General features: G+C 66.4%; 16 protein-coding genes. 4 read left to right on the top strand and 12 right to left on the bottom strand.

What is annotated here, in order from left to right; all coding sequences use genetic code 11:
- Positions 1-10: 10 nt before the first annotated feature.
- From DAEP_RS0101520 to hemP, 7 genes are all read right to left on the bottom strand, one after another.
- Complete coding sequence (locus tag DAEP_RS0101520; RefSeq protein WP_027243435.1) at positions 11-1,006, bottom strand: imelysin family protein; 996 nt, start codon at positions 1,004-1,006, stop codon at positions 11-13.
- Positions 1,006-2,535: a di-heme oxidoreductase family protein gene (locus DAEP_RS0101525; RefSeq protein ID WP_027243436.1), complete on the bottom strand. Its 1,530-nt coding sequence runs from the start codon at positions 2,533-2,535 to the stop codon at positions 1,006-1,008. Before DAEP_RS0101525 ends, DAEP_RS0101520 begins: the two co-directional genes overlap by 1 nt.
- A complete protein-coding gene (bfr, locus tag DAEP_RS0101530; protein ID WP_008556589.1) occupies positions 2,525-3,013 on the bottom strand; it encodes a bacterioferritin in 489 nt (162 codons plus the stop codon). Before bfr ends, DAEP_RS0101525 begins: the two co-directional genes overlap by 11 nt.
- Positions 2,976-3,254: a (2Fe-2S)-binding protein gene (locus DAEP_RS23495; RefSeq protein ID WP_083792684.1), complete on the bottom strand. Its 279-nt coding sequence runs from the start codon at positions 3,252-3,254 to the stop codon at positions 2,976-2,978. The genes bfr and DAEP_RS23495 overlap by 38 nt, the downstream gene beginning before the upstream one ends.
- Positions 3,255-3,432: 178 nt before the next feature.
- Positions 3,433-4,701, bottom strand: a complete 1,269-nt coding sequence (locus DAEP_RS0101535) for an imelysin family protein (RefSeq protein WP_027243437.1) — start codon at positions 4,699-4,701, stop codon at positions 3,433-3,435.
- Positions 4,702-4,727: 26 nt separating this feature from the next.
- Complete coding sequence (locus DAEP_RS0101540; RefSeq protein WP_027243438.1) at positions 4,728-5,207, bottom strand: hypothetical protein; 480 nt, start codon at positions 5,205-5,207, stop codon at positions 4,728-4,730.
- 10 nt (positions 5,208-5,217) lie between these two features.
- Positions 5,218-5,388 (bottom strand): hemin uptake protein HemP, encoded by a 171-nt coding sequence (gene hemP / locus DAEP_RS23500; RefSeq protein WP_008554566.1) that lies wholly within the window; start codon positions 5,386-5,388, stop codon positions 5,218-5,220.
- A gap of 566 nt (positions 5,389-5,954) precedes the next feature.
- Between hemP and DAEP_RS0101550 the strand changes: the two genes are divergently transcribed.
- Entirely contained in the window at positions 5,955-6,137 is a 183-nt protein-coding gene (locus DAEP_RS0101550; protein WP_154665018.1) for a hypothetical protein, read from the top strand.
- A 58-nt stretch (positions 6,138-6,195) separates the two neighbouring features.
- Here the strand turns inward: DAEP_RS0101550 and metG are convergent, their stop codons facing one another.
- From metG to DAEP_RS0101575, 4 genes are all read right to left on the bottom strand, one after another.
- Positions 6,196-7,914, bottom strand: a complete 1,719-nt coding sequence (metG, locus tag DAEP_RS0101555; protein ID WP_027243440.1) for a methionine--tRNA ligase — start codon at positions 7,912-7,914, stop codon at positions 6,196-6,198.
- Positions 7,915-8,173: 259 nt separating this feature from the next.
- Positions 8,174-9,400, bottom strand: a complete 1,227-nt coding sequence (locus tag DAEP_RS0101560; RefSeq protein WP_008556154.1) for an MFS transporter — start codon at positions 9,398-9,400, stop codon at positions 8,174-8,176.
- Positions 9,401-9,504: 104 nt separating this feature from the next.
- Positions 9,505-10,125: a YceI family protein gene (locus tag DAEP_RS0101565; RefSeq protein ID WP_027243441.1), complete on the bottom strand. Its 621-nt coding sequence runs from the start codon at positions 10,123-10,125 to the stop codon at positions 9,505-9,507.
- A gap of 372 nt (positions 10,126-10,497) precedes the next feature.
- Positions 10,498-10,899, bottom strand: coding sequence for a rhodanese-like domain-containing protein (locus DAEP_RS0101575; RefSeq protein WP_008554169.1), 402 nt, complete (start codon positions 10,897-10,899; stop codon positions 10,498-10,500).
- 122 nt (positions 10,900-11,021) lie between these two features.
- Between DAEP_RS0101575 and DAEP_RS0101580 the strand changes: the two genes are divergently transcribed.
- Positions 11,022-12,065 (top strand): aldo/keto reductase, encoded by a 1,044-nt coding sequence (locus DAEP_RS0101580; protein WP_027243443.1) that lies wholly within the window; start codon positions 11,022-11,024, stop codon positions 12,063-12,065.
- A 104-nt stretch (positions 12,066-12,169) separates the two neighbouring features.
- On the opposite strand, the gene DAEP_RS0101585 is transcribed toward DAEP_RS0101580, so the two are convergent.
- Entirely contained in the window at positions 12,170-13,153 is a 984-nt protein-coding gene (locus DAEP_RS0101585) for a GlxA family transcriptional regulator (protein ID WP_008554395.1), read from the bottom strand.
- 133 nt (positions 13,154-13,286) lie between these two features.
- On the opposite strand from DAEP_RS0101585, the gene bcoG reads away from it, so the two are divergent.
- Entirely contained in the window at positions 13,287-14,204 is a 918-nt protein-coding gene (bcoG, locus tag DAEP_RS0101590; RefSeq protein ID WP_008555625.1) for a 3-dehydrocarnitine:acetyl-CoA trimethylamine transferase BcoG, read from the top strand.
- Positions 14,205-14,274: 70 nt separating this feature from the next.
- Entirely contained in the window at positions 14,275-14,844 is a 570-nt protein-coding gene (locus tag DAEP_RS0101595) for a lipocalin family protein (protein WP_036760929.1), read from the top strand.
- Positions 14,845-14,846 lie beyond the last annotated feature (2 nt).

Raw genomic sequence — 14,846 nt, forward strand, 5'->3', positions numbered from 1 at the left:
TGCCTTTCCGTCAGTCGCCGTCAAGCGCGTTGAAACCGGCCGCGACGCCCAGGGCGGGGCCGAGGTCTTCGCGCATCAGCGTGTGCAGGTCCTTGATCTCCTGCCGCAGGGATTCAATGCGGAAGCGGCCGGCGGGATCAGAGACGCCTGCGAACACTGGATCGTCGAGGGCCTCTGCCTTCGTGCGCGCCTTGGCAAAGCCCGTCGTGAGTTTGTCCCGCAAGTCCTCATTGCCTCCCGCGAGCGCCGCTGCCAGCGGCTCCAGCGCGTTCAGCGAGATCAGAACATGGCGCAGGCTGCGGCCGGAGCGGCGGGCCTCGGCGCGGTTGGGGCGGGGCTTTTGATAGGTGCCGAGCGGACGGCCCAGACGCATGCCGTCCAGCACTTGCAAGCCGGTGGTCAGGGCCTTGAACAGTTCCTGGGTGATCTCGTCCTCGGTCTGGTAGCGGCTGCCGGGGGCGCGCAGTTCGGCGGCATAACTTTGCTGCCAATCGGCGCTGATCGCCTGGCTTGTCGCCGCGATGTCCGTGCTGATCGCGCGGGTCAGGGCGCAGCGGTAATCCGCGTCGCCAGCGGCGGAAAGCTGCGGGTCATAAAGCAGGAACTCCAGCGCATAGAAACCACGGGATGCGATGGAGTAACTGGCAAACTTCTCGGGGTCCTTGATGCCGGCATCTTCGCTGCGGATCAGGCTCGCCAGCGCCTTGGGAGTCTTGCTGCGGCTGTCGGGCCAGAACGCCAGCGCAAAGGCGCGGCTGTCCGTTTCGGTGGGGCCAAAGCGGTAATGGCTGGCGGCGATCCAGGCGTCGAAAGCTTCGCCGTAGGCCGCGCGCAGGGGCGCTGACTGCGGGTCGCAATCGGCTTGCGCTGCCCTGGCAAGGGTCCGGCTGTCCTCTGCCAGTTCCTCAAATGCAGGCAGGATCAGCTTGTCGGTAATGCTGCTGGACAGCTCCGAGGCGGCCACGGGGGCCGCGGTCAGGGCGAGGGTCAGGGCAAGGGCGCGCATCAAAGGCTCTCCAAAAAGGCGATCAGGGCGGCGCGATCCCGCGGCTGCAGCGCCACGACGCGGGATTTGGCGGCTTCCGCCTCGCCGCCGTGCCACAGGACCGCCTCCAGCAGCGTGCGGGCGCGGCCGTCGTGCAGGAAGGTGGCGCGGGGGGAGACCTGCTGCGTCAGACCGATCCCCCACAGCGGTGCGGTGCGCCATTCGCGGCCCGTGGCGCGCGCTTCGGGGCGGTTGTCGGCAAGGCCCTCTCCCATGTCGTGCAGCAACAGGTCGGAATAGGGCCAGATCAGCTGGAAGCTTTGTTCCGGCCGGTCCTGCAGCCGGTGGGTCACGTATTTCGGCACATGGCAGGCGGGGCAGCCGCTGTCATAGAACACCTGCTTGCCGCGCAGGACCTTGGGGTCGCCGGTGCCGCGGCGGGCGGGCACGCCGAGGTTGCGGCTGTAGAACGTGACCAGATCCATGTTCGGCTGGTCGATTTCGGTTTCACGGGAATCACCGCCGCCGTGCGGGGCGGTCTGGCAGGCGCTTTGCTGGGCTGTGCATTCGCCCGCATGGGCCGGGAACAGGGGCGTGGAGATGCCGATATCCCCGGAAAAAGCGCTGGCGGATTGTTCATGCACCGTGGCCATCCCGGCCTTCAGCCCGAAGCGGCCCGGCAGGATGCGGTTGAACTCCCGCGACCAGACCAGATTGGGGCGCCCGGAAATACCGTCGCCGTCGGCGTCCTCCTCATCCGCGCGGGCAAGGATATCGGCGGCGGGGATCGCCTCAAGCAGCCCCAGTCCGATCATCGGCGGCGCCACGCGGGGGGAGAGCATGGCACCCTCGGCCAGCGGGCCGTAACCAAGATTTGCGGCGGTGTAGCTGGGGCGGCGCAGGGTGGCGGTCTCATCGCCGTTCAGGGCGACCTCAAACTCCTCATACGCCACCTGCAGCCGGTATTCCGGGGCGATGCCGGGGGCGGAGAAGTCCTGCAGCTGGGTGCCGTAGACCGGGTCCGGCGCGGTGCCGATGTAATCGCTGATCTCTTGCAGTTCCGGCGGCACCGGGCCGGGGACAGAGACACGAAGGAACATCGTGGCGGAGGCGTAATCCGGCTGTTCCGGCACGTGGCCGCGGCCGTCCTTCAGGTGGCAGCGCTGGCAGGAGCGGGCGTTATACAGCGGCCCGAGGCCGTCGGAGGCCTTGGTGGAGGCGGGCGAGAACACCCAGATCTTCTTGAACAGCCCGTTGCCGAGCTTGAATTCCAGCTCCTGCGCGAAGGAGAGGCTGGCGGAGTGCTGGGAAAACGCCTCGTCATCTGTGCGGGCGCGGACGGTAGCGGCGCCGGCGGGCAGATCCTCAAACGGTTCTGGCGCTGTGAAATCCGTGGCCGGAGACGTCACGGCCGCGATCCGGGCGCGCTCGGCGTCAGTGCGGGGAAGGGGGGAGAGATGCGGCTCTGCCTGATACCGGCTGGCCAGATCCAGCGCCGCAAGGGGCGTGGCCGCCGCAAACGCGGCAGCCAGCGCAATGTTAGTCTTCAACCTCTGCCATCTTGGTGGCGTTGAGCTGGGCATAGTTTTCGGCACCGATCCGGTCGTGCAGCTCAAGCTGCGTTTCGAGGAAGTCGATATGGCCCTCTTCGTCCGCCATCAGGTCTTCAAACAGCTTCTGGGTGACGTAGTCGCCCGCCTTGTTGCAGGCGTCGCGGGCTTCCTTGTAGAGCGCGCGGGCATCCACTTCGGCGGCAAGGTCGCATTCGAGCGTTTCTTTCGGGGTCTGGCCGATCCTGAGCGGGTCAAGCTTCTGCAGGTTCGGGTGGCCGCCGAGGAACAAAATCCTTTCAATCAATTTATCCGCGTGCTCCATCTCCTCGATGGATTCCTCGCGGCTTTTCTTGGCCATGCTGCCCAGGCCCCAGTCTTCCTGCATCCGGTAGTGCAGCCAGTACTGGCTGACCGCGGTCAGCTCATGGCGCAGCGCTTTATTGAGATAGTCGATGACCTTGGCGTCGCCCTTCATAACTTTTCTCCCGAATTGATGCTGCGCGTAAATTCGTAAGCTGCGCAGGTACTTCCAGCTTACTGCTGGAACGCATCGTGTCGAGGAAAAGCGGCATGCAGCCGCCGCAGTCGGCGGATTTTCCCAGGGCATGATAGATCTTGCCGGGGGTGATTATCGTTTCGGGATCGGCGCTTCGCATCCAGTCGATGGCGGCGCGGATGTCGTGGTCCGATATGTTCGTGCAGTGGCAAACGATCATGCTGCTTGCGTCCTTGCCCGGTGGCGCAAATGGCCAAGTGATTCCGTTGGGCAATATATCCGACAAATTTGCTTGGGCTTCAAGTGTTAACCAGAGTAAAACGCTTGGGATTTGCCTCGGGGCAAGTAAAACGGGCCGCAGAAACTGCGGCCCGCCACTGCCCGGAGGTTTGGTTCTCTTACTGGAACACTGCCGTGGGGTTATCGAGACTGTCGGACCCTTCGATGGCGACGCCATCCAGATCCAGGGCGGTGACAACCCGTTCGATCGAGCGGGTCTGGCCGATCAGCCCGTCCACGCCGCCCATCACAAGCGCTTCGCCCGCTGCGTTGCCTTGGGCCAGCATCTGATCATAGGACAGGCCCGCCTCCGCCGCGGTCTTGATGCGGCCAAGCGCCAGCATCGTGTCCGCCAGCTTGCCGCGCATCTCGGTGTCCAGCTCCGCGTCCTTTTCGGCGACCAGATCCGACAGGGAGGGGCCGGAGACCAGTTCGCCATTCACCCGCACGTATTCGCCCAGATAGACGTTCTGCACCCCCAGCCCGTCGTAGTAATGGCTGTTGTGGGTGTTGTCGGAGAAGCAGTCGTGCTCCTCCTCCGGGTCGTTCAGCATCAGGCCCAGGCGCATCCGCTCCCCCGCCTGCTCGCCATAGGACAAAGAGCCCATGCCGGTCAGCATCGCGGTGATGCCTGCGTCCTCATCGGCCAGCAGGGCGGTGCGGGCGTCACCTTCAGCGCCCCATTGCGCGGCCATCCACTCCAGATCGGAGATCAGCAGATCCGTCGCCGCCTGCAGGTAATCGCCGCGGCGGCCGCAGTTGCCGTTTGTGCAGGCGTCGCCTTGGGCGTAGTCGGTCCAGGGGCGCTCGCCCGCGCCGTGCCCGGTGCCGTTCAGGTCCTGCCCCCAGAGCAGGAATTCAATGGCGTGGTAGCCGGTGGCGACGTTGGCCTCGATCCCGTCAGCCTCATGCAGGGTGCTTTCCAGCAGTTCCGGAGTGATCCGGGCGGCGTCGACCGCCTTGCCCGACAGCTCAAAGCTGGGGTTGGCGATCACGTTCAGCGCCGCCAGCGTGTTTTCCTCGGTCGGCCCGCCATAGGCGGCATCGACATAGTCGATCAGCCCCTCGTCCAGCGGCCAGGCGTTCACCTTGCCTTCCCAGTCGTCGACGATGGCATTGCCAAAGCGGAACACTTCGGACTGCTGATAGGGAACACGGGCCGCGATCCAGGCGGCGCGGGCGGCTTGCAGGTTTTCGGCAGACGGCTGCGCGACCAACGCGTCCACGGCGGCCTTCAGGGCTTGCGCGGTGGTCAGGCTGTCTTGGTATTTGGCCTCGGCGATGTTGGCGTAATTGGTCAGCACCGCGGACTTCTCGGCAGCCAGCGCGGCGGAGGCGCCAAAGGTCAGGCCGGCCAGGGCTGTGCCTGCAAGAAACAGGGATTTCATAATGTGCGTCCTTGGGTTTTGTGAATTCAATGAAGGGTGGCGGCGGCAGGCCATGCCGCTTGCGGCGGCGGCTGAACGCCCATGATTTGCTGCATCAGCAAGCCGCAGTCAGAGGCGAGCCGGGTCAGTTCCTGCGCCTTGCGCGGGGTGACAATCAGCGAGGCAAGGATATGCGCGTCGTCCTGCTGGCCCTCGGCGGCGGAGGCCAGCAGGTTGGCAAAGCAGTTTTCATCCGCGCCCAGGCATTTGCAGGTCATGCCGTGGCGCACCAGCGGGCGGCGGCCATGGGCGGCGCAGAAATTGCAGAGGTATCCAAAGGCCTCAAACGCCGCTTCGGCCATGTCCGGGCCAAAGCTCACTTCGAAGTCGCGGCGCATCTGCTCGCGGGTGTCGGAGCCGGAAAACCAGTGGCGCAGATAGATCACCGCGCCCGCTTCCAGCGGCGGCAGTTCGGACAGGGTGCCGACAGTGACGCCCCCGCGCGGAGTGGAGTGGTCAGGGCGCATCGCCGTCCGCTCACTTGGTCAGGATCAGCTTGCCTGCGCGGGTGATGCGCAGCGAGTAGATCTGGCCGTTCAGCAGGATCCGCGCCTGCACCCCGCCGCGGGTCAGGTCCTCGGCGTGGTAGGTGGGGAAGACTTCGGTGGTTGCGGTGGTCGGCACCGGCTTGGAGGCAATCTGATTCATGACTTTCGCCCATTGCTGAATTCCGCCCTGTCCAGAAGCCATTCCAGACAAAAGCCGGACAGAGCGCCGGACGGCGCAAAGACCTGCGGCCACAATTGGCGCATGTCCTCCGGTTCCAGCTCTTTGACTTGAGGGCCGCCGGGGCGGCTGTCTCCGTTCGGCATGGGGGCGATCTCGGTTGATGATACGTCACTCGGGCTCGCCCGATCCGAGTCAGGCTGGCTGGAATGCCTGTATTCCTGAATTAAATGCTCAGGTATGTCAATCCGAGTTTTTTAGTAAGAATTAATTTCTGCAGGGCCTGAACGGGGTTGCGGCTTGCGGTTGCAAGCCCGCTCAGGCCGGCAGCTCGCCGGTCAGGAAGTCCATGAACACGCGGACACGCTGCGGCAGGTGGCGGCGGTCCTGGTACACCAGGTAAAGGGCAAGGCTCTCCGGCCCCCCCCGGCGGCGGCGGTCGCAGTTCCAAATCGCCGCGCGCCGCGCTCGCCGGGCGGGCGCCGCTGGATCTGTTCATTCCGCATCTCGGCGCGGTGGGCGGCGGCGGTGCGCTGGGTCAGATTTCGATGAGTTGCGCGCAGGCGGCGGATTTTGCCGCCCGGCTGGCGCCCAAGGCGGTGATGCCGGTGCATCCCTCGACCTATGCGCTCTACCAGGAGGGGCCGGAGGCGCTGCGCGCGGCCCATGCGGCAACTGCACCCGGATGGAAGCTTTGGCTGCCTTCAGAAGGGGCACGGGCCGCTCTTTGACACAGAAAAAAGGCCGCTCCCCGGGAGCGGCCTTTGCGTTTAACGCGGTGCGGCAGCCTCAGCTGCGGGTGCCGGAGAAGCGCGACTGCCAGTCTTCCCGCTGGTCGTCGGTGATCTTGGCGAACAGCACCTCCGGCACGGTGAAGCCATGGCCTGCGGGCAGGGCGGAGAGCGCTGCCGCCGCATCCTCGGGCCAGCTGCGGTCGTCCGAGTTCAGCGCCGCCATCAGCGTGTCCGTGGCGTGCGGGATGAAGGGCGCCGACAGCACCGCGTAAAGGCGGATCAGGTTCAGCCCCAGGCGCACCTGCGCAGCGGCGCGTTCGGGGTCTTCCTTGAACACCGACCAGGGCGCCGCGGACTGCAGGTATTCATTGCCGGCCACCCAGATCGCCCGCAGCTCCTGCGAGGATTTGCGGACCTCCATCGCCTCCATATGGCCCTCATAGGCGCGGATGCGGGTGGTCAGCTCGTCGATCAGCGCCTGCTCCTGCGGCCCGTATTCGCCGCCTGCGGGCACCTCCTCGCCGAACTTGGAGCGGCAGAACTTGGTGATGCGGCTGACGAAGTTGCCCAGCACGTCCGCCAGGTCCTTGTTCACCGACTGCTGGAAGTTCTCCCAGGTGAATTCGGAGTCTGAGCTTTCCGGCGCGTGCGACAACAGCCACCAGCGCCAGTAATCGGCCGGCAGGATCTCCAGCGCCTGATCCATGAACACGCCGCGCCCCTGCGAGGTGGAGAACTGGCCGCCGTCATAGTTCAGGTAGTTGAAGGATTTCAGGTGGTCGACCAGCTTCCACGGCTCGCCCGAGCCGAGGATGGTGGCCGGGAAGGACAGGGTGTGGAAGGGGACGTTGTCCTTGCCCATGAACTGGACGTATTTGACATCCTCCGCGCCCTTGTCGGTGCGCCACCAGCGCTGCCAGTCGGAATCCGGCCTGCCGTTGGCGTCGGCCCATTCCTTGGCGCAGGCGATGTATTCGATCGGCGCGTCGAACCAGACGTAAAAGACTTTGCCCTCCATGCCGGGCCAGTCTTCATCGCCTTTCTTGACCGGCACGCCCCAGTCCAGGTCGCGGGTGATGCCGCGGTCCTGCAGGCCGTCGCCGTCATGCAGCCACTTCTTTGCAATCGAAGTGGTCAGGACCGGCCAGTCCTTCTTGGAGTCGATCCAGGCGTCCAGCTGATCCTTGAGCTGCGACTGGCACAGATACAGGTGCTTGGTCTCGCGCACCTCCAGGTCGGTGGAGCCGGACACGGCAGAGCGCGGGTTGATCAGGTCGGTGGGGTCAAGCTGCTTGGTGCATTCCTCGCACTGGTCGCCGCGGGCGCGCTCATAGCCGCAGTTGGGGCAGGTGCCCTCGATATAGCGGTCCGGCAGGAAGCGGCCGTCGGCGTTGGAGTAAACCTGCTTTTCGGTCACTTCGCGGATCAGCCCGGCCTCGGCCAGCTTGCCTGCGAAATGCTGGGTCAACGCGTGGTTCTGCGGGCTGGAGGAGCGGCCGAAGTGGTCGAACGACAGGGCGAACCCCTTGGCGATCTCCGCCTGGATGGCGTGCATCTCGGCGCAGTATTCCGCGACCGGCTTGTCCGCCTTGGCGGCGGCCAGTTCCGCCGGGGTGCCGTGCTCGTCTGTGGCGCAGAGGAACATCACCTCATTGCCGCGTCCGCGCTGGAACCGGGCATACAGGTCGGCAGGCAGCTGCGAGCCCACCAGGTTGCCCAGATGCTTGATCCCGTTGATGTAAGGGATCGCCGAAGTGATCAGAATGCGTGCCATGCCATCCATCCAGGTATTGCGTCAGAGGCCCGTCTAACGCATGGCACGCGCGGCGGAAACCCCTGCTGTGCGCCGCGCCGGATGCGGCAGGCGCACCGGCGGGCGGACGCGCCGTCCCTGCGCAGGGCGGGCATTATGCCCGCGTCCCCTGGTGCAGCGATGAAGGGGTGCAATCCGTGAATGTAAACAAAGCCTTAAAGGGTCATATGTGCTGTCCGAATGTTTCGCGCGCGAAACATTCGGACAGCAATGCTTACCTTTATTTCCGCCGCTCTCGGGTCCGTTTCAGCAGGCGGCCGATGGTGAAAGATGTGCGCGGCGCATAGACATAGCTGGTGCGCTCCTCCGGCACCGGGCGGGCGCGCATCCGGCTGAGGCCGAACACGATCAGCAGCAGATGGCCGGCGGCAACATAGGCAAACAGCGCCGCCGGCCCGTAGGCATCAATCAGCGCCGAGGAGACATAGGGCGAGGCGATGGCGCCAAGCGCGTACCAGAACATCAGCGCCGCCGACAGCTCGACCCGCTCGGCCGAAGTGGCAAAGTCGTTGGCGTGGGCGGCCGAGACGGAGAAGATCGGGAAGGTTGTGAAGCCGAAGACGCCTGCTGTCAGCATCACCCCCAGGGTGCCGGTGCCGCTGGCCGCCATGGTGACGCCGCAGCTGAGAATGGCGGCGCCCGACAGCCAGATCAGCACCCAGCGGCGGTCGTATTTGTCGGCCAGCCAGCCCATCGGGTACTGCGCCAGCGCGCCGCCCAGCACAAACGAGGCAAGGAAGAAGGCGATCTGACCGATCTCCAGCCCGACCTCCTGGCCATAGACCGGGCCAACCATCCGGAACGAAGCCGAGCTGAGCGCGGCCACGATCACCCCCGCCACGGCCAGCGGCGAGCAGCGCCAGGCCAGTTTGGGGCGCAGCCGCGGCGCGTCGGGGATTTCCGGCTGGCTCGCCCGGGTCAGGGTCAGCGGCAGCAGCGCCGCGCAGCACAGCACCGCCAGCAGGTTGTACGAGATATAGGACGCGGGCGGCAGCACTGCGATGATCAGCTGCGCCGCCAGCGAGGCGCTGAGGTCGGCGAGCCGGTAGGTGCCCATGGCGCGGCCGCGGGTCTCATTCGTGACCTTGGCGTTGAGCCAGGCCTCGATCACCGTGTAGCAGCCTGCCACGCACAGGCCGGAGGCCATCCGCATCGCCGCCCAGGCATAGGGGTTTTCGGTCAGCGTGTGGCCCAGCAGCCCCATGGCGCCAAGTGCGGTGCAGACCGCAAAGGCGCGGGAATGGCCGACATTGCCCATCAGCCGCGGCGCCCACCAGCAGCCGATGAAGAAGCCGAGGAAATGGCCGGAGCCCAGAAGGCCGATCTGCTCCCTGGTGAAGTTCAGCGTCAGGCCTGAAATGGCATCGAGCGGGCCGACGCCTCCGGTCGAGAGCTGCAGCAGGATGACGGACAGGAACAGGGCGGCAAAGGAGACGATCAGGCGCATAACGCTGCGACCATGACAGGCTGGGGTGTCATTGCCAGCCGGTTTCCGCCAAACCGGTGTCGTATTTCTGCGCGGCGGTGCTTTTCGGCACGCCGCGGGCGGGGTCAGCCCGCTTGCCGGATGCGGGCCCGGATCGCCAGGCTCACTCGGTCGGCGACCAGGCCCGCATAGCCGGTGGCGCCGAAGGCGGCGCGGCTGAGTGCGCCTGTGAGATGCACGTCAAGCTCCCGCAGGTCGTCCGGCGCGCTGCCCGGGCGGCGGTAGAGCGCGGCCTGCAGGGTGACCGGCCGGGTGGTGCCGCGCAGGGTGAGATCGCCGGTGATCTGCGCGCCGCCGGACAGCCGCCCGTCCGGCCCGAGGCGGACCCGGGTGGAGCGGAAGCGGATATCCGGATGCCGGGCAGCGTCCAGAATGCCCGGACTTTTCAGCGCTTCGGTGGCAAAGACCAGCCCGGTCCGGGCGCGCCGCGCGTCGAGGGTGATATCGGCCTCGCTGCGGGCCAGGTTCTGCGGGTCGATGCGGATGCGGGCCGCGCGCACCGGAAGCCGGCCTTGCTGCGGCTGGCCGTTCAGCAGGAAGGTAAAGCGGACCTCCGTGGCGCCGGGCACCAGGCGGTAGGGCAGCGGCGCCGCCCTCAGCGCCTGCGGCGCCAGCAGCGCGGCGCTGAGGACGGCCAGCAGGCGGCGGCGCTGTATCCGGGCAGGCGGTGTCCGGGCTGTTTGCATGGGGCTTTCCAATCCGTTTTGCGGGCTGCCGTCCGAGCTTATCGCGGTTTTCCGGCGGGGCGGCTCACTTTCCCGCGCGCGGCGCCGCTGGCGCAGCCAGGGCCTCCTGCGGGTACGGGCGCGCAGGCGCTGCAGCCCCGGCCCAGACGCTTTCGAAAACCTTGCGGTCACACTTGCGGTAAAAAGAGCGGGGCGGACGCGGAAGACCCGGCAACGGTGCATAGGCCGCCGCCTTGTCCAGCAGCTGCACCGCACGCGCCAGTCCTGTTGCGCCACCGGGGCAGCCGTGCAGCACGGCTGCGGTGAATGGCGGAGCGCCGTGCCGCCGGGTGAAAGGAGCTGGCGGTGGAAATCTGCGAATCCTCGCGCAGCTCAGCCCTCGCGCGGGACGACCGGGCCGCCCTGTTTGGCCCATTCGGTGAAGCCGCCCTCAAGATGCACCACGGGTTTCAGCCCCATCTCCGTCGCCGCCCTGGCACTCAGCGCCGAGCGCCAGGCGCTCGCGCAGTAGAAGACATAGGTCTTGTCCTGGTTGAATACCGGCTTGTGGTAGGGGCTGTCCGGGTCGATCCAGAATTCCAGCATCCCGCGCGGGCAGGAAAACGCGCCTGGGATCATGCCGGTGCGCTGCAGCTCGCGGATGTCGCGCAGGTCGACGAAGACGTAATTCTCGTCCAGAACCTTCTGCTTGGCCTCTTCGACGGGCATGGTTTCGACCAGGCTGTTCGCCTCGGCCAGCAGCGCCTTGACGCCCTTGGTGATGGTTTGCGGCATGGGAACTCCTTTGCTCGGCTTGCGCGCAGGCTGGCCGCTTTGCCGCGCGGGTGCAAGCGGCTTGCACTTCCCGGGCGGGGCCTTAGGGTCGCAGGCACATCCGGAACTGGGGAGCGCGCGATATGAAAATGAACCCGTTGGGCCGCACTGGCATCGAGGTCTCTGAGCTGTGCCTGGGCACGATGACCTTTGGCACCCAGACGCCGGAGGCGGAGGCCCATGCGCAGATTGCCATGGCGCTGGCGGCAGGCGTGAACTTCGTCGACACCGCCGAGATGTATCCGGTGAACCCGGTCAGCGCCGAGACCATCGGCAACAGCGAGCGCATCATTGGCACCTGGAACGCTAAGACGGGGCGGCGCGGCGATTACATCCTGGCGACCAAGCATTCGGGCGAGGGGATGAAACATGCGCGGGACGGGGCGCCGATCTCGTCAAAGACCATCGCGGCCGCCGTGGAAGGCTCGCTGAAGCGGCTGCAGACGGATTACATCGACCTCTACCAGTTCCACTGGCCGAACCGGGGCAGCTACATGTTCCGGCAGAACTGGACCTATGACCCCTCCGGCCAGAACCGGGAGGATGTGCTGGCCAATATGGAGGACTGCCTGGAGGCGCTGCAGCGCGAGGTGGAGCGCGGCACCATCCGCGCCTTTGGCCTGTCCAACGAAAGCGCCTGGGGCACCGCCCAATGGCTGCGCATCGCCGGGGAACGCGGCTGGCCGCGGGCGGCAACGATCCAGAACGAATACTCGCTGCTGTGCCGGATGTATGACACTGACCTGGCGGAGCTGAGCGTCAATGAGGACGTGGGCCTGATGGCGTTTTCGCCGCTGGGCACCGGGCTGCTGACCGGCAAGTATCAGGACGGGGCGGTGCCGGAGGGCTCGCGCAAGTCGATCAACCCGGAGCTGGGCGGGCGCCACTCGCCGCGGGTCTATGAGGCGGTGGCGGCCTATCTGGAGATTGCCAGGCGGCACGGGCTGGACCCGGTGCATATGGCGCTGGCCTGGTGCCGGACCCGGCCCTTCATGACCTCGGCCATTTTTGGCGCCACCCGCCTGCCGCAGCTGGAGCATCTGCTGAAATCGGTGGAGGTGGAGCTGAGCCAGGAAGTGCTTGACGAGATCAACGCCGCGCACCGGGCGCATCCGATGCCTTATTGAGGCGGGATTGAAGCGGACGGGGGAGGGGGCGCTGCCCCCTCTTGCGCTTGAGGCGCAATTCACCCCGGGATATTTCCGGCCAGGAGAAGGGGATCCTGCCGGGGTCAATGCGCTGTCGGGCGCGCCTGTTCCTGGCGCAGGTCGCGGGCGGACGTGCCGTGCGCGGTGCGGAAGGCGCGGGCGAAGCTTGATTGCGAGGTGAAGCCGGTGGCCATCGCCACCTCCATCAGCGGCATGTTGGTATCGGTGACCAGGCGGCGCGCCTCGGCCAGGCGCAGCTGCAGGTAGTGGTCCTGCGGGGTGGTGTTGAGGCGCAGGCGGAATTGCTGCTGCAGGCTGCGCGGGCTGGTGCCGAGCGTCTCGGCAATGGCGCTGAGCGGCAGCGGCTCATCCAGTGCGGACTCCATCAGCGCATTGGCCTTGGCGGTTAGCGCGTTGTGCTTGCGGCCGCCCAGCCGGCTTTGCGGGCGGGGCGCGGCGGCGGGGCCGTCGTAGAGGAACAGCCCGGCCACCCGGGCGGCAAATCCGGCCCCGTGGCGGGCGCCGATGATGTGCAGCATCATCTCGATCGCGGGCGTGGCGCCGCCGGAGGTCATGCGGGCGTCAGAGACTGTGAAGCGGTCGTTGCGGGTGTCCACCTCCGGGAAGCGGGCGGCGAAGTTTTCCAGGTCTTCCCAGTGGGTGGTGGCCGGGTGGCCGTTCAGCAGGCCGGCTTCGGCGAGCAGCCACGGCCCGCCGTCGATGCCTGCGATGGTGGCGCCGGTGGCGGCGATGCGGCGCAGGCCGGCCAGCAGGCTGGGGGTGGCGTGGCGGGCGAGCTGAAAGCCGGCCACCACGATCAGCAGCTCGCAGCCCTCAAGCCGGGCCAGGGGAATGCTGGGCACGGTGAGGCCGCTGGTCAGCATCGGCGGTTCTGCCGTGGCGCTGACGTAATCCCAGTCGAAGGCCGCGCGGCCCGCGAGGCGGTTGGCGGCGCGCATCGGATCGACCGCCGCCGCGAAGGACAGCGTGTTGCATTCGTCCAGCACCAGAAGCGCGGTTTTCAGCGGCCGGTTTTCGGGCTGCAGGATGTTTTTTGCGGATTTCATCAACTTCGATTCGCCTGGTGTAAACTGTGCCGCAAAAGGCTGCGGCAGAGTCGGGCCCAGCGCAAATCAGAATCTGGGGAGCAGCCTGGGGATAACCCGAGGCAAAACCCTGTACATCGACGGGAGAACAAAAATGCCGCTGGAAATGAACCGCGAGGTCTTTATCACCTGCGCCGTGACCGGCTCGGGCAGCACCCAGGACCGCAGTCCGCATGTGCCGCGGTCGCCCAAGGAAATCGCTGAGTCGGCCATTGCGGCAGCCAAGGCCGGGGCGGCCGTCGTCCACTGCCATGTGCGCGATCCGGAGACTGGCGCGCCGTCCCGGCGCCTGGATCTTTACCGAGAGGTCACGGACCGGATCCGCGATGCGGAGGTGGATGTGGTGCTGAACCTGACCGCCGGCATGGGCGGCGACATGGTGTTCGGCGACACCGAAAACCCGCTGCCGCTGAAAGAGGCGGGCACTGATATGGTGGGCGCCACCGAGCGGATGGCGCATGTGGCGGAATGCCTGCCGGAGATCTGCACCCTGGACTGCGGCACCATGAACTTTGCCGAGGCCGATTATGTCATGACCAACACGCCGGGCATGCTGCGGGCGATGGGCCAGATGATGACCGGCTTGGGTGTGAAGCCTGAGATCGAAGCGTTCGACACCGGCCATCTGTGGTTCGCCAAGGAGCTGGTGAAGGAAGGCGTGCTGGAGCCGAAGGCGCTGGTGCAGCTGTGCATGGGCGTGCCGTGGGGGGCGCCGGATGATCTGAACACCTTCATGGCGATGGTCAACAATGTGCCGGACGACTGGACCTTCTCGGCCTTTGCGCTGGGCCGCAACCAGATGGCTTATGCGGCGCAGTCGGTTCTGGCGGGCGGCAACGTGCGGGTCGGGCTGGAGGACAACCTGTGGCTTGGCAAGGGCGTGCTGGCGGAAAACTGGCAGCTGGTCGAGCGGGCAAACACCATCGTGTCGAACATGGGCGCGCGGGTGATCGGGCCGCAGGAGGTGCGCGAGAAGCTGGGTCTGACAAAACGCGCGCCGGCGGGCGGCTGAGGGAACCGCTCAGGACACGGGACGTTGGGGTGTGATGAAAACCAACGTTCCGATTCAGGAGATTCCGTCCATGACCTTCCGCAAATTCATCCCGGCAGTTGCAGCCTCAGCCCTTGTCATCGCCGCCGCGGCGGCCTCTGTCCGGGCCGAGGGCTACCGCGACACGAACGTGCCGATGACAGTGCAGGAAGATCTGGATCTCACCCGCTATCTGGGGACCTGGTACGAGATCGCCCGTTTTCCCAACAGCTTTGAAGAGGGCTGTGAAGGGGTGACGGCAACCTACAGCGCGCGGGAGGATGGCCGGATCAGTGTCGTCAACCGCTGCCGCCGCGAGGGTCTGGAGGGCCCGGTCGAGTCGGCGGAGGGGGTGGCCCGCGTCCGGGCGCCGGGCAAGCTGGAGGTGAACTTCGTCTCCTGGCTGAGCTGGCTGCCTCTGACCTGGGGCGATTACTGGGTGCTGGACGTGACTGAGGATTACTCGGTTGCGGTGGTCGGAACCCCGGGCGGCGAACAGGGCTGGATTCTGGCGCGCAGCCCGGAACTCGGCGCGGAAGAGCTGGACGCGGCCAAATCCGTGCTGCGCAGCAATGGCTATGATCCTGAGGCATTGGAGATGGTGCCTCAGACCAAGGAATAACA

This window comes from Leisingera daeponensis DSM 23529, assembly GCF_000473145.1.
In the GTDB taxonomy this organism is placed as follows: Bacteria; Pseudomonadota; Alphaproteobacteria; order Rhodobacterales; family Rhodobacteraceae; genus Leisingera; species Leisingera daeponensis.